At 69.0% G+C, this 17,837-nt stretch carries 13 protein-coding genes, 1 pseudogene and 1 riboswitch; of the genes and pseudogenes, 11 read left to right on the top strand and 3 right to left on the bottom strand.

The annotated features are described in order from the left end of the window. Window positions 1-78 precede the first annotated feature (78 nt). From W7U_RS10935 to W7U_RS10915, 5 genes are all read left to right on the top strand, one after another. Complete coding sequence (locus tag W7U_RS10935) at window positions 79-648, top strand: carboxymuconolactone decarboxylase family protein (protein WP_008257873.1); 570 nt, start codon at window positions 79-81, stop codon at window positions 646-648. A gap of 62 nt (window positions 649-710) precedes the next feature. Continuing rightward, the gene (locus tag W7U_RS10930) at window positions 711-1,835 is read left to right on the top strand and encodes a nitronate monooxygenase family protein (protein ID WP_008257872.1); all 1,125 of its coding nucleotides are present in this window, start codon (window positions 711-713) and stop codon (window positions 1,833-1,835) included. A gap of 82 nt (window positions 1,836-1,917) precedes the next feature. Beyond that, a riboswitch (M-box (ykoK) riboswitch) is annotated at window positions 1,918-2,101 on the top strand. Window positions 2,102-2,388: 287 nt separating this feature from the next. Next, entirely contained in the window at window positions 2,389-2,634 is a 246-nt protein-coding gene (locus W7U_RS10925) for an Rv1535 family protein (protein WP_008257871.1), read from the top strand. A gap of 206 nt (window positions 2,635-2,840) precedes the next feature. After that, the gene (gene ileS / locus W7U_RS10920; protein WP_008257870.1) at window positions 2,841-5,990 is read left to right on the top strand and encodes an isoleucine--tRNA ligase; all 3,150 of its coding nucleotides are present in this window, start codon (window positions 2,841-2,843) and stop codon (window positions 5,988-5,990) included. Between the two features lie 207 nt (window positions 5,991-6,197). Beyond that, entirely contained in the window at window positions 6,198-7,592 is a 1,395-nt protein-coding gene (locus W7U_RS10915; RefSeq protein ID WP_168707679.1) for a DNA polymerase IV, read from the top strand. On the opposite strand, the gene W7U_RS10910 is transcribed toward W7U_RS10915, so the two are convergent. Continuing rightward, entirely contained in the window at window positions 7,557-8,483 is a 927-nt protein-coding gene (locus W7U_RS10910) for an asparaginase (RefSeq protein ID WP_008257868.1), read from the bottom strand. The two genes, W7U_RS10915 and W7U_RS10910, sit on opposite strands and share 36 nt — an antisense overlap. A gap of 70 nt (window positions 8,484-8,553) precedes the next feature. On the opposite strand from W7U_RS10910, the gene lspA reads away from it, so the two are divergent. Together lspA and W7U_RS10900 are read left to right on the top strand one after the other, a co-directional pair. Further along, the gene (gene lspA, locus W7U_RS10905; RefSeq protein WP_080588025.1) at window positions 8,554-9,156 is read left to right on the top strand and encodes a signal peptidase II; all 603 of its coding nucleotides are present in this window, start codon (window positions 8,554-8,556) and stop codon (window positions 9,154-9,156) included. Beyond that, a complete protein-coding gene (locus W7U_RS10900) occupies window positions 9,149-10,075 on the top strand; it encodes an RluA family pseudouridine synthase (RefSeq protein WP_008257866.1) in 927 nt (308 codons plus the stop codon). The genes lspA and W7U_RS10900 overlap by 8 nt, the downstream gene beginning before the upstream one ends. Before the next feature lie 44 nt (window positions 10,076-10,119). On the opposite strand, the gene W7U_RS10895 is transcribed toward W7U_RS10900, so the two are convergent. After that, entirely contained in the window at window positions 10,120-10,878 is a 759-nt protein-coding gene (locus W7U_RS10895) for a class I SAM-dependent methyltransferase (protein ID WP_008257865.1), read from the bottom strand. 42 nt (window positions 10,879-10,920) lie between these two features. Beyond that, window positions 10,921-11,327: pseudogene (locus tag W7U_RS10890) on the bottom strand (group 1 truncated hemoglobin). A 221-nt stretch (window positions 11,328-11,548) separates the two neighbouring features. Here W7U_RS10890 and W7U_RS10885 point away from each other — a divergent pair. The 4 genes from W7U_RS10885 to dnaE all read left to right on the top strand — a co-directional run bounded on the left by W7U_RS10885 (window position 11,549) and on the right by dnaE (window position 17,811). Continuing rightward, on the top strand, window positions 11,549-12,589 hold the full coding sequence (locus W7U_RS10885; protein WP_008257863.1) for an SDR family NAD(P)-dependent oxidoreductase: 1,041 nt from the start codon (window positions 11,549-11,551) through the stop codon (window positions 12,587-12,589). A 3-nt stretch (window positions 12,590-12,592) separates the two neighbouring features. After that, window positions 12,593-13,396, top strand: coding sequence for an SDR family oxidoreductase (locus tag W7U_RS10880; RefSeq protein ID WP_008257860.1), 804 nt, complete (start codon window positions 12,593-12,595; stop codon window positions 13,394-13,396). Window positions 13,397-13,724: 328 nt separating this feature from the next. Further along, window positions 13,725-14,156: an SRPBCC family protein gene (locus tag W7U_RS10875; RefSeq protein ID WP_008257858.1), complete on the top strand. Its 432-nt coding sequence runs from the start codon at window positions 13,725-13,727 to the stop codon at window positions 14,154-14,156. A gap of 121 nt (window positions 14,157-14,277) precedes the next feature. After that, window positions 14,278-17,811, top strand: a complete 3,534-nt coding sequence (gene dnaE, locus W7U_RS10870; protein WP_008257857.1) for a DNA polymerase III subunit alpha — start codon at window positions 14,278-14,280, stop codon at window positions 17,809-17,811. Window positions 17,812-17,837: the final 26 nt, after the last annotated feature.

The raw sequence follows: 17,837 nt of genomic DNA, 5'->3' as shown, positions 1-17,837 counted from the left end.
GTCGTCGCCGCGCCTCCCGCTGACTACCATGACCCGTAGAACGCGACGGTCCCGCCGCCGGAGAGGAGTGCTCATCCGATGACAACAGCGCGCCTGCCCAAACTGCCACTGGACGAAGCCAAAGCCGCCGCCGACGAAGCGGCCGTCCCCAACTACATGGCCGAACTGAGCATCTTCCAAGTGCTGCTCAACCATCCGCCGCTGGCGCGCGCCATCAACGACCTGCTCGCCACCATGCTCTGGCACGGCGCCCTCGACGCGCGGTTGCGCGAGTTGGCGATCATGCGGATCGGCTGGCTGACCGCCTGCGACTACGAGTGGACGCAGCATTGGCGCGTCGCGTCCCGGCTCGGCGTCCCGGGTGACGACCTGCTCGGCGTGCGAGATTGGCGGAACTACGCCGGGTTTGGGCCCGCCGAGCGGGCCGTGCTGGCGGCGACCGACGACGTGGTGCGCGACGGCGCGGTCAGCGCCGCGAGCTGGGCGGCCTGCGAGCGCGAATTCGACGGTGACACAACGGTTCTCGTTGAGCTGGTCACGGTCATCGGCGCGTGGCGCATGGTCTCCTCCATCCTGCAGAGCCTCGAGGTGCCGTTGGAGGAGGGCGTATCGAGCTGGCCCCCGGACGGCCGGCCGCCCGGGCCCTAAGGCTGAATTGCACAGGGCCGTAAGCGATTGACTTATCAATCGGGAACTCTTAGCGTCGGGCAATGAGAACCAGGGTCGCCGAGATGCTCGGTGTTGAATTCCCGATCTGCGCCTTCAGTCATTGCCGCGACGTGGTGGCCGCGGTGACCAACGCGGGCGGATTCGGCATCCTGGGCGCCACCGCGCACAGCCCGGCGCGGCTGCGCAGCGAGCTGACCTGGATCGAGCAGCAGACCGGCGGCAAGCCCTACGGGGTCGACCTGCTGCTGCCGCCCAAATACGTCGGCGCTGAGCAGGGCGGGATCGACACCAACCAGGCCCGGACCCTGCTGCCCGAGGAGCATCGCGCGTTCGTCGACGACCTGCTGGCCCGCTACGGCGTGACGGCGCCCGCCGGGGACGCCCGCCCGTCCGTGGGCGGTTTGAACATCTCGCCCAAGAGCTACCAGCCGCTGCTCGACGTGGCCTTCGACCACGACATCCGGCTGATCGCCAGCGCGCTCGGCCCACCCCCGGCGGACCTCGTCGAACGCGCCCACGACGCCGGCGTGCTGGTGGCCGCGCTGGCCGGCACCACCCGCCACGCCCAGCGGCACGCCGCCGCCGGCGTCGACCTGATCGTCGCGCAGGGCACCGAGGCGGGCGGCCACACCGGCGAGGTGGCGACGATGGTGCTGGTGCCGGAGGTCGTCGACGCCGTGGCCCCGGTGCCGGTGCTCGCCGCCGGGGGGATCGCCCGCGGCCGTCAGATCGCGGCGGCGCTGGCGCTGGGCGCCGAGGGCGTGTGGTGCGGGTCGGTGTGGCTGACCACCGAGGAAGCCGAGACGGTGCCCGTGGTCAAGGAGAAGTTCCTGGCCGCCACGTCGTCGGACACGGTGCGGTCGCGCTCGATGACCGGCAAGCCGGCGCGCATGCTGCGCACCGCCTGGACCGAGGAGTGGGACCGGCCGGAGAACCCCGACCCGCTGGGCATGCCGTTGCAGACCGCGCTGATCACCGAGCCGCAGCTGCGCATCAACAGCGCCGCCGCCCACGACGGCGCCAGGGCGCGTGAGCTGGCGACTTACTTCGTCGGGCAGGTGGTGGGCTCGCTCGACCGGGTCCGGCCGACGCGCTCGGTGGTGCTGGACATGGTCGAGGAATTCATCGACACGATCGGCCGGCTCGACGGCCTGGTCGAGAAGTGATCCCGGGCCGGTCGGTAACGAATCGCGGACACGCTGTCCAGGGATTTGACCGCGTCAGACCGCTCGTGCATTATCGGTCGGGTAAGCACCTCGTTAGGTGAGGCGTCTACACGAATACAGGCCACTGACCCCGAACGTCGAAAGACGCCCCGGGTCAGGACAGCTCCTCCCGGCTTAAGGGTTGAGCCCAGGTGGCTTCCGGTTTGGATTTTTTCCAGGCCAGGACACGTCGTGTGGTGCCGAAGCTCTGACGAGAGGGGTGCGGATCTCCGGCGGTCGTCGGATTCTGCTCCTTTTGCTGCGCCTAGATCGCATGCGATCCCGCATGCGTCGCGACCGCGAGGAGGTGAGGGACACATGAGTTCTTGCGATAGTCCGGATCGAAGTCCGAACCCTGTTTCGTCCCGATCCGTTCTCCGGCACGACCTCCTCGGCTGAGGCGTCGCACACGCTAAGTGCTTATCCGCCAAGCGTTCTGAGATCGGAACCGACCCGGGACGGGACACGTCAGTCCTTTTTGGTCCCCGTTGGAATTCTCCTCTAGGAGTCGATCATGACCGCAGCTCTCTACGACGACGTCGTCACCGTCGCGCCCGCCCGCACCCTGAGGGTGGTACGCGACGTCCCCGAAATCCACGTCCCCGAGCCCGTGGAAGAGCCGCGCCGCAGCGACTTCCCGCTCTTCGGCCCGGGCGGCGACCCGCTGATCCACGGGGCCTGCCGGTTGCTCAGCATTCCGCTGCGCCACGTGTACGCGGCGCTGTGGCGGGTGGGTGTGCTCGAGGTTCGGGGCCAGTAGAATCGTTTCATTGGCGTCGATCCGGCCATCACCGGGGAGCTTTCGGAAGAACGGCCGTTCCGGCTCAGTAGAACCGAACGGGTAGGCCCGTCACAGCCTTCAATGAGCGGTCGCGCGTGAGCGCGGCAAGCGGGGTGGTACCGCGGCGCTCGCGCAGCCGGCGCGTCGTCGTCCCCAGGCCTGGAGACTGGCACAGGAGACGACGTTTGACCGAGCACACATACCCGAAGCCGGCGGGCGGGGCGCCCGACTTCCCGGCCCTCGAGGTCGAGGTGCTGGACTACTGGGCCCGAGACGACACCTTCCGCGCCAGCATCGCCCGCCGCGACGGCTCGCCGGAGTACGTGTTCTACGACGGGCCGCCGTTCGCCAACGGCCTGCCGCACTACGGGCACCTTCTCACCGGCTACGTCAAGGACATCGTCCCGCGCTACCGCACCATGCGCGGCTACAAGGTCGAGCGCCGATTCGGCTGGGACACCCACGGGCTGCCCGCCGAACTCGAGGTCGAGCGCCAGTTGGGCATCACCGACAAGTCCCAGATCGACGACATGGGCATCGCCGCCTTCAACGACGCCTGCCGCGCCTCGGTGCTGCGCTACACCGACGAGTGGCAGGACTACGTCACCCGCCAGGCGCGCTGGGTCGATTTCGACAACGACTACAAGACGCTGGACCTGCCGTACATGGAGTCGGTGATCTGGGCGTTCAAACAGCTGTGGGACAAGGGCCTGGCGTATGAGGGCTACCGGGTGTTGCCCTATTGCTGGCGCGACGAAACGCCGTTGTCCAACCACGAATTGCGGATGGACGACGACGTCTACCAGAGCCGCCAGGACCCCGCTCTCACCGTCGGATTCAGGGTGGTGGGCGGTTCGCTTGATGGCGCGCATCTGCTGGTGTGGACGACGACGCCCTGGACGCTGCCGTCCAACCTCGCCGTCGCCGTCAACCCCGACGTGACCTACGTGCAGGTACGGGTGGGCGAGCGTCGTTTCGTGCTGGCGGAGGCGCGGCTGGCCGCCTACGCCCGCGAGCTGGGCGACGAGCCCGAGGTGCTGGGCACCTTCCGGGGCGCGGACCTGCTCGGCACCCGGTACCTGCCGCCGTTCCCGTATTTCGTGGACACCCCCAACGCATTTCGGGTCCTGCCGGGCGAGTTCGTCACCACCGAGGACGGCACCGGCATCGTGCACATGGCGCCGGCCTACGGCGAGGACGACATGGAGGTCGGCGAGGCGGCCGGCATCGCGCCCGTCACGCCGGTCGACTCCAAGGGCCGATTCGACGCCAGCGTCCCGGATTACCAGGGGCAGCACGTCTTTGACGCCAACCCGCACATCATCCGCGACCTGAAGAACGGCACCGGCCCCGCCGCGGCCAACGGGGCGGTGCTGGTGCGCCACGAAACCTACGAGCACCCCTACCCGCACTGCTGGCGGTGCCGCAATCCGCTGATCTACCGGGCGGTCTCGTCGTGGTTCGTCGCGGTCACCGAATTCCGGGACCGCATGGTGGAGCTCAACCAGCAGATCACCTGGTACCCCGAACACGTCAAGGACGGCCAGTTCGGCAAGTGGTTGCAGGGGGCCCGCGATTGGTCGATCTCGCGAAACCGCTACTGGGGCACCCCGATTCCGGTGTGGAAGTCCGACGATCCGGACTACCCGCGCATCGACGTGTACGGCAGCCTCGACGAGCTGGAGCGCGATTTCGGGGTGCGGCCGACCAACCTGCACCGTCCCTTCATCGACGAGCTGACCCGGCCCAATCCCGACGACCCGACCGGGCGTTCGGTGATGCGGCGCATCCCGGACGTGCTCGACGTGTGGTTCGACTCCGGGTCGATGCCCTATGCCCAGGTGCACTACCCGTTCGAGAACTCCGACTGGTTCGACGGTGTCGATTGCGCCGACCCTGGCAAGCAGGTCGTCGCACACTACCCGGGCGACTTCATCGTCGAGTACATCGGCCAGACCCGCGGCTGGTTCTACACGCTGCACGTGCTCGCCACCGCGCTGTTCGACCGGCCCTCCTTCAAAACCTGTGTGGCCCATGGCATCGTGCTGGGCTCCGACGGCCAGAAGATGAGCAAGTCGCTGCGCAACTATCCCGACGTCTCCGAGGTGTTCGACCGCGACGGCTCCGACGCCATGCGGTGGTTCCTGATGGCCTCGCCGATCCTGCGCGGCGGCAACCTCATCGTCACCGAGCAGGGCATCCGCGAGGGCGTGCGCCAGGTGCTGCTGCCGTTCTGGAACGCCTACAGCTTCCTGGCCCTCTACGCGCCGAAAGTCGGTACCTGGCGTACCGATTCGGCTCAGGTGCTGGATCGCTACATCCTGGCCAAGCTCGCCCAACTGCGCGACGACCTGACCCGCGAGATGGACAGCTGTGACATCTCGCGGGCCTGCGAGCAGCTGCGCCTGTTCACCGAGGCGTTGACGAACTGGTATGTGCGACGGTCGCGTTCGCGGTTCTGGGCCGAGGACGTCGACGCCATCGACACCCTGCACACCGTGCTCGAGGTGACCGCGCGGCTGGCCGCGCCGCTACTTCCGTCGGTGACCGAGGTCGTCTGGCGCGGCCTGACTTCTCAGCGCTCGGTGCACCTGACCGATTGGCCGGCACCCGGTGCCGTGCCCGCCGACCCCGAGCTGGTCGCCGCGATGGATCAGGTTCGCGAGGTGTGCTCGGCCGCCTCGTCGCTGCGCAAGGCCAAAAAGCTGCGGGTGCGGTTGCCGTTGCCGAAACTCACTGTGGCCGTGGAGAACCCGCACCTCCTGGAACCGTTCGTCGACCTGATCGCCGACGAGCTCAATGTCAAGAGCGTCGAGCTGACCGACGCGATCGACACCTACGGCTCCTTCGAGCTCACCGTCAACGCGCGGGTGGCCGGGCCGCGGTTGGGCAAGGACGTCCAGGCGGCGATCAAGGCGGTCAAGGCGGGGGAGGGCGTCGTCAACGACGACGGCACCCTGACCGCCGGGCCCGCGGTGCTGCAGCCCGGTGAGTACAGCTCGCGGCTGGTGGCCGCCGACCCGGAATTCACCGCGGCCCTGCCCGACGGCGCGGGCCTGGTGGTGCTGGACGGCACCGTCACACCAGAACTCGAAGCCGAGGGCTGGGCCAAGGACCGCATCCGCGAACTGCAGGAGCTGCGCAAGTCGAGCGGGCTGGACGTCTCCGATCGCATCAGCGTGGTGATGTCGGTGCCCGCCGAGCGCGCCGACTGGGCGCGGGCGCACCGCGACCTCATTGCCGGCGAAATCCTGGCCACCAGCTTCGAATTCGGCGACCCGGCCGACGGCGCGGACATCGGCGACGGCGTGCGGGTGAGCATCGCCAAGGCCTGAGCCGTCACATCCGCCACTTTCGTCTCTCCGCGAGGCGACACGTTTTGTGCCACCTCCGAGCGACAATCGCCACCGCAGCGTGTCGGCGTGACCAACTGTCGCTGTGAGGCGGGCACAACACCATATGGTCGGACGCGGCTTTCGGCGGCCAAGCGAGCCGGGCGCGCGTCCGGAGGGCCCTAGCATCAATCTGTGGAGTCGCGTTGGGTGCTGCACCTGGACATGGACGCGTTCTTCGCTTCCGTCGAGCAGCTCACCCGGCCGACCCTGCGCGGTCGGCCGGTGCTGGTCGGCGGTTTGGGTGGGCGCGGAGTGGTGGCCGGCGCCAGCTACGAGGCCCGGGTGTTCGGCGCCCGGTCGGCCATGCCCATGCATCAGGCCCGCCGGCTGGTCGGCGTGAGCGCGGTGGTGCTGCCGCCGCGCGGCGTGGTGTACGGGGTGGCCAGCCGGCGGGTCTTCGACACCATCCGCGCCGTCGTCCCCGTCGTCGAGCAGCTCTCCTTCGACGAGGGATTCGGCGAACCCGCGCAGCTGGCCGGCGCGTCCGCCGCCGACGTCGCAACCTTCTGCGAGGACCTGCGCCGACGGGTCCGCGACCAGACCGGGCTGATCGCCTCGGTCGGCGCGGGCTCGGGCAAACAGATCGCCAAGATCGCCTCCGGTCTGGCCAAGCCCGACGGGATCCGCGTCGTCCGCCGCGACGAAGAACGGTCGCTGCTCGGCGGGTTGCCGGTGCGCCGCCTATGGGGAATCGGTCCGGTCGCCGAGGAGAAGCTGCATCGCCTCGGCATCGAGACCGTCGGCGAGCTGGCCGCGCTGAGCGACGCCGAGGCGGCCAACATCCTGGGCGCGACGATCGGGCCGGCGCTGCACCGGCTGGCCCGCGGCGTCGACGACCGCCCCGTCGCCGAGCGCGCCGAGGCCAAACAGATCAGCTCCGAGTCGACCTTCGCCGTCGACCTGACCAGCCTCGAGCAGCTGCGGGAGGCGATCGAACCGATCGCCGAGCACGCCCATCACCGGCTGCTGCGCGATGGCCGCGGCGCGCGCACGGTCACGGTCAAGCTGAAGAAGTCCGACATGAGCACGCTGACCCGGTCCGCGACGCTGCCCTACGCCACCACCGAGGTCGCCGCGCTGGTCGGCGTGGCCCGCCGCCTGTTGCTCGATCCGCGCGAGATCGGGCCCATTCGCCTTCTCGGCGTGGGGTTTTCGGGGTTGAGCGACGTGCGCCAGGAGTCGCTGTTCCCCGATTTGGAATTGCCGCAGCCGCAACCGGATTCGCCGTCGGTCGAAACCGCGACCGAGGTGATGTTCACCAAGGGGCCGGAAGAGGCTGGGTGGCGGGTGGGCGACGACGTCGTGCACCGCGACCTCGGGCACGGCTGGGTGCAGGGCGCGGGACACGGCGTGGTGACCGCGCGGTTCGAAACCCGCACCTCCGGGCCGGGCCCGGCCCGCACGTTTCCCGCCGACAGCGGAGAGCTCGCCCGCGCCAACCCGGTCGATTCGCTGGAGTGGCCGGACTATGTGGGCGATCTGCAGGCCTCCGAAGTCAGAGCCGTGTCAGCCCCACCGGCCGATGACGTCGGCGACGGGTAACCCGGCGGCCAGCGCGGCGATCAGCAAAACGCGCGCCTGGGGCGGGCGCAGCCCGGGCACCATGATCGCCCCGGCCGCCGCCATGTCATGGCCGGGGCCGTAGCTCGCGCCGACCCGCCCGCCGGGGACCCGGGTGGACACCGCGACGACGACCCCGTCGCCGCAGTGCCGGCGCACCGCGTCGACCACCGCGGGTCCGGCGTTCCCCGAGCCCAGCGCCTCGAGCACCACGCCGCGCGCCCCGGCAGCCACGCAGGCGTCGAGCGCGACCGCGTCGCTGCCCAGGTAGGCCGCGACGATGTCGACCCGCGGCGCCGAGCCCGCCCGCAGCTCGCCCACGTACGGCCGCGTCTTCGACCCGGTCAACGCCACCTCGCCGGCGACGGTGCCCAGCAGCCGGCCGGTGAAGCCGCTCAGGTCCTCGGTGGCCACCTTGTACATGCCCAGCGGCTGCAGCACCCGGCCCGCGAAACATGTCACCACGCCCAGGCCGCGGGCGGCGGGGCTGGCCGCCACGGCCAGGGCGTCCCGCACGTTCGCCGGACCGTCCGCGTCGGGCGCGTCGGCGCTGCGCATGGCGCCGGTCAACACGACCGGCGCGTCGCCGCCGTAGCTCAGGTCGAGCCACAGGGCGCTTTCCTCCATGGTGTCGGTGCCATGCAGGACGACCACCCCGTCGGCGCCCGCGTCGAGCGCGGCCGTCACCGCGTCGCGGATCCGGTCCCAATCGGCCAGCGTCAGCTCCGAGCTGTCGACCGCCAGCAGGTCCACGACGTCGACGTCGAGACCGGACGTCAGCTCCGCCGCGCCGTAGGCCGGCCGATGCACCCCGTCGGCGCCGGTGGCCGTCGATATCGTGCCCCCGGTGGCGATCACGGTGAGGCGGGCCATGTTCGAATCATCGCGCATCGCCGTCGCGGACGTCGCTCGCCCGCGCGGGGCGGTAGGGGATGATGGGAGAGTGCCTGAAGAACCAACGGGATCGACTGAGCCGGTGACCTCGGCCGACAAGCCCGAGGACGCCGCGGCGACCGACCCGCAGCGGCCCCCGCGCCGGCTGCGCCTGCTGCTGTCGGTCGCGGCCATCGTCCTGGCCCTCGACATCGTCACCAAGGTGCTCGCCGTCAAGCTGTTGCCGCCCGGCCAGCCGGTGCCGATCATCGGCGACACGGTCACCTGGACCCTGGTGCGCAATTCGGGTGCGGCGTTCTCGATGGCCACCGGCTACACGTGGATGCTGACCTTGATCGCGACGGGCGTGGTGGTCGGCATCTTCTGGATGGGCCGGCGGCTGGTATCCCCCTGGTGGGCGGTGGGCCTGGGGTTGATCCTCGGCGGCGCCATGGGCAACCTGGTCGACCGCTTCTTCCGGGCCCCCGGACCGCTGCGCGGCCACGTCGTCGACTTCCTCTCCGTCGGTTGGTGGCCGGTGTTCAACGTCGCCGACCCCTCGGTGGTCGGTGGAGCCATCCTGCTGGTGGTGCTGTCGATCTTCGGCTTCGACTTCGACTCGGTCGGTCGGCGTCGCAAGGACGACGACACCGGGGACAGCGCGGGTGAGTGACCGCTCGATGCCGGTCCCCGAGGGACTGGCGGGCATGCGCGTCGACGCCGGGCTGGCCCGCCTGCTGGGGCTGTCGCGCAGCGCGGCGGCGGCGCTGGCCGAAGACGGCGGCGTCGAGCTGGACGGGGTGCAGGCCGGCAAGTCCGATCGTCTGACCGGCGGGGCGTGGCTGCAGGTGCGCCTGCCCGAGCCGCCGGCGCCGTTGCAGAACACGCCGGTCGACATCGAGGGCATGACGATCCTGTATTCCGACGACGACATCGTCGCGGTCGACAAACCGGCCGCGGTGGCCGCGCACGCGTCGGTGGGCTGGAGCGGGCCGACGGTGCTCGGCGGCCTGGCGGCCGCCGGTTACCGGATCACCACCTCCGGCGTGCCCGAGCGGCAGGGCATCGTGCATCGCCTCGACGTCGGCACCTCCGGGGTGATGGTGGTGGCGCTCTCCGAGCGCGCCTACACGTTGCTCAAGCGGGCGTTCAAGCAACGCACCGTCGACAAGCGCTATCACGCGCTGGTGCAGGGACACCCGGATCCGTCCAGCGGCACCATCGACGCGCCGATCGGGCGCCACCGCGGCGGCGAGTGGAAGTTCGCGATCACCAAGGACGGCCGGCACAGCCTCACCCACTACGACACCGTGGAGGCCTTCGTCGCCGCCAGCCTGCTCGACGTGCACCTGGAAACCGGGCGCACCCACCAGATCCGGGTGCATTTCTCCGCGTTGCACCACCCGTGCTGCGGAGACCTGGTCTACGGCGCCGACCCAAAGCTCGCGAAAAGGCTTGGGCTGGAACGTCAATGGCTGCACGCCCGCTCGCTGTCGTTCGCCCACCCGGCCGACGGCCGGCGGATGGAGATCGTCAGCCCCTATCCGCCCGACCTGCAGCACGCGCTGGACGTGCTGCGCGACGAGGGCTGACTCAGTCTGATGGTCGCGCCCGGCTTCGCCGCGCTTGCGATCGCTCAGCTGGGCTTACGGGCCTCGACGAGCAGCCGCACGGAGTCGGTGACGAACGGCCCCTCGGACTCGATGCGCTCGTGCAGTTCGGCCAGCCGGTCGCGGTAGCGCTGGACGGTGAAGTCGGGCACCGACCAGATCACCTTGCGTAGGAAGTAGACGATGGCGCCGATGTCGAAGAACTCCGCGCGCATCCGCTCCATGCGCAGATCGACGATCTGCAGCCCGGCCGCCTCGGCCTGCGCGCGCACGGCGTCGGGGTGAAACTCGGTCCCTTTCTCCGGTTGGGGCCCGATGAAGTACTCGACCAACTCGGCCATCGTGGCGGGGCCGATGTGCTGCGCGAAGTAGCTGCCGCCGGGGCGGAGCACCCGAAAGATCTCGGTCCACCAGACGGAGATCGGATGGCGCGTGGTCACCAGGTCGAACGCGTCATCGGCGAACGGCAGTGGCGGCTCGTCCCGCGTCGCGACGACCACCGCGCCCAGCGGATGCAGGCGTTGCGTGGCCAGGGCGGCGTTGGGAGGCCACGTCTCGATGGCCGCCATGGTGGGCGGGAAGGGGGCGGCGCCGGCGAGCACCTCGCCGCCTCCGGTGTGAATGTCCAGCGCGGCCGACACGCTCGCCAACCGTTGCCGCAGCAGGCGCTGGTAGCCCCACGACGGGCGTTCCTCGGTCGCCCGGCCGTCCAGCCACGAGAAATCCCAGCCGTCGACCGGGGCGGCCTCCGCCTCCGCGATCAGGTCGTCAAATGTGCGCCGCATGTCAGCATGCTAGGCACCGTTCGAGACGGATAGCACGCGCGCTCAGACCGTCGCCTTGGCGTCGCCCGTCGCGATCTCGGGCGCCAACGGCGCGATCGCACCGAGGATCTCGGTCACCGTCTCGGGCGGCACCCCGGCGGCTGCCAGCGCATCGGCAAGATGCGCGGCCACCAAACCGAAGTGGTGCATGGTGATTCCGCGGCCCTGATGCACCTGCTTCATCGGTGCGCCGGTGTAAGGCTCCGGGCCGCCCAGCGCCGCGGCGAAGAACTCGACCTTTTGCCCTTGAGGCGGTTCATGTTCGTGCCGGCGAAGAAGCCGGCGAGTTCGTCGTCCGCAAGCACTCGGACGTAGAAGTCGTCGACGGCGACCTCGATCGCCTCGTGCCCGCCGATCCGGTCGTAGATGGTGCCCGGTTCAGGCTTGCGGAAGCGCGCCAGAATTTTCATAAGGCCGATTGGAACATCCGGGCGTTGCCCGTCGGTTAGTGCGCGATCACGTCCGGATTGCTGTGTGTAACAAGCGGATTGCCTATCGGTGGCGATCGTGATGGGTGGACCGTGAGAGGGCGTGGCGGGCCACATGAGTGCAATCCGCATCGGGGCGGGGGCCTGATGACCTAGGTTGGCGGTATGACCCGCGTCACATCACTGTCCAGGAGCGAACGCCGATGAACCTTGGCGACTTGACGAACTTGGTGGAGAGCTCGCTGGGGAGCTTGGTGGAAAAGCCGCTGGCGACGGTGTCTCACCTCGTCAACACCCCGAACTCGGCGGGCCGGTATCGGCCGTTCTATCTGAGGAATCTGCTCGACGCGGTGCAGGGCCGCACGCTCGAGGAAGCCGTCCGCGACAAGACCATCCTGATCACCGGGGGATCGTCGGGCATCGGCGAGGCCGCCGCGAAGAAGATCGCCGAGGCCGGGGGGACCGTGGCGCTGGTCGCCCGCACCCGGGAAAACCTCGAGAAGGTCGCGGACGAAATCAGCGGTGCCGGCGGGGCCGCCCACGTCTACCCCTGCGACCTGTCCGACATGGACGCCATCGCGGCCATGGCCGATCAGGTGCTCGACGAGCTCGGCGGCGTCGATGTCCTGATCAACAATGCCGGGCGGTCGATTCGCCGATCGCTGGAGCTGTCCTACGACCGCATCCACGACTATCAGCGGACCATGCAGCTGAACTACCTGGGCGCGGTCCAGCTGATTCTCAAGTTCATCCCCGGGATGCGCGAGCGGGGGTATGGGCACATCGTCAACGTCTCCTCGGTGGGTGTGCAGACGCGGGCGCCCCGCTTCGGGGCCTACATCGCCAGCAAGGCCGCGCTGGACAGCCTGTGCGACTCGCTGCAGGCCGAGACCGTCAACGACGGCGTCAAGTTCACCACCGTGCACATGGCTTTGGTGCGCACGCCGATGATCAGCCCGACCACGCTGTACGACAAGTTCCCGGCGCTGACGCCCGAGCAGGCGGCCGGGGTGATCGCGGACGCGATCGTGCACCGGCCGCGCCGGGCCAGCTCGCCGTTCGGGCAGTTCGCCGCCGTCGCCGATGCGGTCAACCCGGCGGTGATGGACCGGGTGCGCAACCGGGCGTTCACCATGTTCGGTGACTCCAGCGCCGCGAAGGGTGATCAATCGACAAGCGACACAACGGAATTCGATAGACGAAGCGAAACGTTTGTGCGGGCGACCCGCGGGATACATTGGTGAGACATGAGCCTTCCGAAACCTGACATCCAGACCACCGTCGTCATCACCGGGGCCTCCTCGGGCATCGGCGCCGAACTGGCTCGCGGCCTGGCCCGCCGCGGCTTCCCGCTGCTGCTGGTGGCGCGGCGCCGCGAGCGCCTCGACGAGCTGGCCAACGAGGTCGGCCAGGAGTACTCGGTGGCGGTCGAGGTGCTCCCGCTGGACCTCAGCGACGAGCAGGAGCGCGCCAAGCTGGCGAGCCGGCTGCGCGCGGAGCCGATCGCCGGGCTGTGCAACAGCGCCGGCTTCGGCACCAGCGGCGTCTTCCACGAATTGCCGGTGGAACGCGAGAGCGAGGAGGTCACCCTCAACGCGCTGGCGCTGATGGAACTCACCCACGCGGCCTTGCCCGGGATGGTCGAGCGCGGCGCCGGCGCGGTGATGAACATCGCCTCGATCGCCGGCTTTCAGCCGGTTCCGTACATGGCCGTCTATTCGGCCACCAAGGCGTTCGTGCAGACGTTCTCCGAAGCCGTGCACGAGGAGCTGCACGACACCGGGGTGTCGGTGACCTGCCTGTGCCCGGGGCCGGTGCCGACCGAGTGGGCGGAGATCGCCAACGCCGAGCGGTTCAGCATTCCGCTCGCTCAGGTTTCGCCGCGCGACGTGGCCGAGGCGGCGATCGGCGGCATGCTGTCCGGCCGCCGCACGGTGGTGCCCGGCGTGGTGCCCAAGGTGGTCAGCACGGGCGGGCGGTTTGCGCCGCGCAGCCTGCTGCTGCCGGGCATCCGGATCGGCAACCGATTTCGCGGCGGGCCCAAACACTGAGGTATATGGCGCGTGTTCGTCTCACGCGCTGTTTCGTCTCACGCGCCACACCCGTCCCTCCGTCGGGAGACTGACGAATTGCCCACCTCCGAGCGACAAATGTGATGGCGCGCGTCGCCTCCTGTTGTCGCCCGCGCGTCGCAGCCCGTTGTCGCCCGCGCGTCGCCTCTCGTTGTCGCCCCGCGTCGCCTCCTGTTGTCGCCCGCGCGTCGCTTCCCGTTGTCGCGCGGAGGTGGGCACAAGACCATATCCCTCCCCGGCGCGACCCGAGTGACGGATGTGAGGCGCGACCCAAGTGACGGATGTGACGCCGGGCTAAGCTCAGTCGGTGGCCGCCGTGGAGATGACCGCCGACGTACCGATGAGCCCCCAGCAGATGTGGGACCGGGTCTCCGATCTGTCGGACCTGGGCGACTGGCTGGTCATGCACGAGGGCTGGCGCAGCGAGCTGCCCGACGAGCTCGGCGAAGGCAGCCAGGTCGTCGGCGTGGCCCGCGCCAAGGGCTTCCGCAACCGGGTGACCTGGACGGTGACCAAGTGGGACCCGCCGCACGAGGTCGCGATGGCGGGCTCGGGCAAGGGCGGCACCAAATACGCCGTTTCACTCACCGTGCGACCCACCGGCGAGGGCTCGACGCTCGGCCTGCGCCTGGAACTGGGTGGGCGCCCGCTGTTCGGTCCGGTGGGCGCGGCGGCGGCCCGCGCCGTCAAAGGCGACGTGCAGAAGTCGTTGAAAAACTTCGTCGAGCTGTACGGATAAACCCTGTGGCGATCGCAAGCGCGGCGAAGCCCGGCGCGGCGGGTCGCCTCCGAAATCATCCGTGACACACGCGGCGACACGCCCAACTCGTGTCGGTCCGCGGTCATAGACTGGCGTCCCTATGAACCACTCGTCCTTCGTGCACCTGCATAACCACACCGAGTACTCGATGTTGGACGGTGCCGCGAAGATCGCGCCGATGCTCGCCGAGGTGGACCGGCTGCAAATGCCCGCGGTCGGGATGACCGACCACGGAAACATGTTCGGCGCCAGCGAGTTCTACAACGCGGCGACCAAGGCCGGGATCAAGCCGATCATCGGCGTCGAGGCCTACATCGCGCCCGCGTCGCGGTTCGACACCCGGCGGATCCTGTGGGGTGACCCCGGCCAGAAGTCCGACGACGTCTCGGGCAGCGGCTCCTACACGCACATGACGATGGTGGCCGAGACGCCCACCGGCCTGCGCAACCTGTTCAAGCTGTCCTCGCTGGCGTCGTTCGAGGGCCAGCTCGGCAAGTGGTCGCGGATGGACGCCGAGATCATCGCCGAACACGCCGAGGGCATCATCGCCACCACGGGCTGCCCCTCGGGGGAGGTGCAGACCCGGCTGCGCCTGGGTCACGACCGCGAGGCGCTGGAGTCGGCGGCCAAGTGGCGCGAGATCTTCGGCGCCGACAACTACTTCCTCGAGCTGATGGACCACGGGCTGTCCATCGAGCAGCGGGTCCGCGACGGGCTGCTCGAGATCGGCCGCAAGCTGGGCATTCCGCCGCTGGCCACCAACGACTGCCACTACGTCACCCGCGACGCCGCCCACAACCACGAGGCGCTGTTGTGCGTGCAGACCGGCAAGACGCTCTCGGACCCCAACCGGTTCAAGTTCGACGGCGACGGCTATTACCTGAAGTCGGCCGCCGAGATGCGCCGCATCTGGGACGACGAGGTCCCCGGCGCCTGCGACTCCACCCTGTTGATCGCCGAGCGGGTGCAGCCCTACGACGAGGTCTGGGCGCCGCGCGACCGGATGCCGATCTTCCCGGTGCCCGAGGGGCACGACCAGGCGAGCTGGCTGCACCACGAGGTGATGGCGGGGCTGGCGCGCCGCTTCCCGTCCGGCGTCGGCCAGGACTACATCGACCGGGCCGAGTACGAGATCAAGGTCATCTGCGACAAGGGTTTCCCGTCGTACTTTTTGATCGTCGCCGACCTGATCAACTACGCCCGGTCGGTCGACATCCGGGTGGGGCCGGGGCGCGGTTCGGCGGCGGGCTCGCTGGTGGCCTACGCGCTGGGCATCACCAACATCGATCCCATCCCGCACGGCCTGCTGTTCGAGCGGTTCCTCAACCCGGAACGCCCGTCCGCGCCCGACATCGACATCGACTTCGACGACCGCCGTCGCGGCGAAATGGTGCGCTACGCCGCCGACAAGTGGGGCTCCGACCGCGTCGCCCAGGTCATCACCTTCGGCACCATCAAAACCAAAGCGGCCCTGAAGGACTCGGCACGCATCCACTACGGCCAGCCCGGCTTCGCCATCGCCGACCGGATCACCAAGGCGCTGCCGCCGCCGATCATGGCCAAGGACATCCCGCTGTCGGGGATCACCGATCCGGCCCACGAGCGGTACAAGGAGGCCGCCGAGGTCCGCGGCCTGATCGAAACCGACCCCGACGTCCGCACCATCTACCAGACCGCGCGCGGCCTGGAAGGCCTGATCCGCAACGCCGGGGTGCACGCGTGCGCGGTGATCATGAGCAGCGAGCCGCTGACCGAGGCCATTCCGCTGTGGAAGCGGCCGCAGGACGGCGCCATCATCACCGGCTGGGACTACCCGTCGTGTGAGGCCATCGGCCTGCTGAAGATGGACTTCCTGGGCCTGCGCAACCTGACGATCATCGGTGACGCCCTGGATAACATCAAGGCCAACAGGGGAATTGACCTCGACCTGGAATCCGTCCCGCTGGACGACGGACCCACCTACGAGCTGCTGGGCCGCGGCGACACCCTGGGCGTGTTCCAGCTCGACGGCGGGCCGATGCGCGACCTGCTGCGCCGCATGCAGCCCACCGAGTTCAACGACATCGTCGCGGTGCTGGCGCTGTACCGCCCCGGCCCGATGGGCATGAACGCCCACAACGACTACGCCGACCGCAAGAACGGCCGCCAGCCGATCAAGCCGATTCACCCGGAGCTCGAGGAGCCGCTGCGCGAAATCCTCTCCGAGACTTACGGTTTGATCGTCTACCAAGAGCAGATCATGTTCATCGCCCAGAAGGTCGCCTCCTACACCATGGGCAAGGCCGACGCCCTGCGCAAGGCCATGGGCAAGAAAAAGCTCGAGGTGCTCGAGGCCGAGTACAAGGGCTTCTACGAGGGCATGACCGCCAACGGCTTCTCCGAAAAAGCGGTGAAGGCGTTGTGGGACACCATCCTTCCGTTCGCCGGGTACGCGTTCAACAAATCACACGCGGCCGGCTATGGCCTGGTCTCGTACTGGACCGCCTACCTGAAGGCCAACTATCCGGCCGAGTACATGGCCGGGCTGCTGACCTCGGTGGGTGACGACAAGGACAAGGCCGCCGTCTACCTGGCCGACTGCCGCAAGCTGGGCATCACGGTGTTGCCGCCCGACGTCAACGAATCGCTGGTGAACTTCGCCTCGGTCGGAACGGACATCCGCTTCGGGCTGGGTGCGGTGCGCAACGTCGGCGCCAACGTGGTGGGTTCGCTGATCAGCACCCGCAACGGCAAGGGCAAGTTCACCGACTTCTCGGACTACCTGAACAAGATCGACATCGCCGCCTGCAACAAGAAGGTCACCGAGTCGCTGATCAAGGCCGGCGCGTTCGACTCGCTCGGTCATGCCCGCAAGGGCTTGTTCCTGGTGCACACCGACGCCGTCGATTCGGTGCTGGGCACCAAGAAGGCCGAGGCGATCGGCCAGTTCGACCTGTTCGGCGGCGACGACGGGTGCACCGAAGCGGTGTTCACCATCAAGGTGCCCGACGACGAGTGGGAGGACAAGCACAAGCTCGCGCTGGAGCGGGAGATGCTGGGCCTCTACGTGTCCGGGCATCCGCTCAACGGGGTGGCGCACCTGCTCGCCGCGCAGGTGGACACCCAGATCCCGGCCATCCTCGACGGCGACGTGCCCAACGAGACCCAGGTGCGCGTCGGCGGCATCCTCGCGTCGGTCAACCGGCGGGTCAACAAGAACGGGATGCCTTGGGCGTCAGCGCAATTGGAGGACCTCACCGGTGGCATCGAGGTGATGTTCTTCCCGCACGCGTATTCCACCTATGGCGCCGACATCGCCGATGACACCGTCGTGCTGATCAACGCCAAGGTGGCCATCCGCGACGATCGGATCAGCCTGATCGCCAACGAACTTGTGGTACCGGACTTTTCCAGCGCCCAGGTGAACCGGCCGATCGCCGTCAGCCTGCCGACGCGGCAGTGCACCATCGACAAGGTCAGCGCGCTCAAGCAGGTGCTGGCCCGGCACCCGGGGACCTCGCAGGTGCATCTGCGGCTGATCAGTGGGGACCGGATCACCACCCTGGAACTCGATGCCTCGCTTCGGGTGACGCCGTCGCCGGCGTTGATGGGTGACCTCAAGGAGCTGCTCGGCCCGGGCTGCCTGGGCGGCTAGCGGCGCCGAGTGTGCAGCCGGCCGCG

This window comes from Mycobacterium sp. H4Y (genome assembly GCF_000364405.1).
In the GTDB taxonomy this organism is placed as follows: Bacteria; Actinomycetota; Actinomycetes; order Mycobacteriales; family Mycobacteriaceae; genus Mycobacterium; species Mycobacterium intracellulare.
This window is presented reverse-complemented; position numbering and strand designations above follow the sequence as displayed.

Coding starts and splice junctions, on each gene's coding strand:
- W7U_RS10935 (WP_008257873.1), top strand. CDS start 79: ATGACAACAGCGCGCCTGCCCAAACTGCCACTGGACGAAGCCAAAGCC.
- W7U_RS10930 (WP_008257872.1), top strand. CDS start 711: ATGAGAACCAGGGTCGCCGAGATGCTCGGTGTTGAATTCCCGATCTGC.
- W7U_RS10925 (WP_008257871.1), top strand. CDS start 2,389: ATGACCGCAGCTCTCTACGACGACGTCGTCACCGTCGCGCCCGCCCGC.
- W7U_RS10910 (WP_008257868.1), bottom strand. CDS start 8,483: ATGGCCCGCCTCACCGTGATCGCCACCGGGGGCACGATATCGACGGCC.
- W7U_RS10895 (WP_008257865.1), bottom strand. CDS start 10,878: ATGCGGCGCACATTTGACGACCTGATCGCGGAGGCGGAGGCCGCCCCG.
- W7U_RS10885 (WP_008257863.1), top strand. CDS start 11,549: ATGAACCTTGGCGACTTGACGAACTTGGTGGAGAGCTCGCTGGGGAGC.
- W7U_RS10880 (WP_008257860.1), top strand. CDS start 12,593: ATGAGCCTTCCGAAACCTGACATCCAGACCACCGTCGTCATCACCGGG.
- dnaE (WP_008257857.1), top strand. CDS start 14,278: ATGAACCACTCGTCCTTCGTGCACCTGCATAACCACACCGAGTACTCG.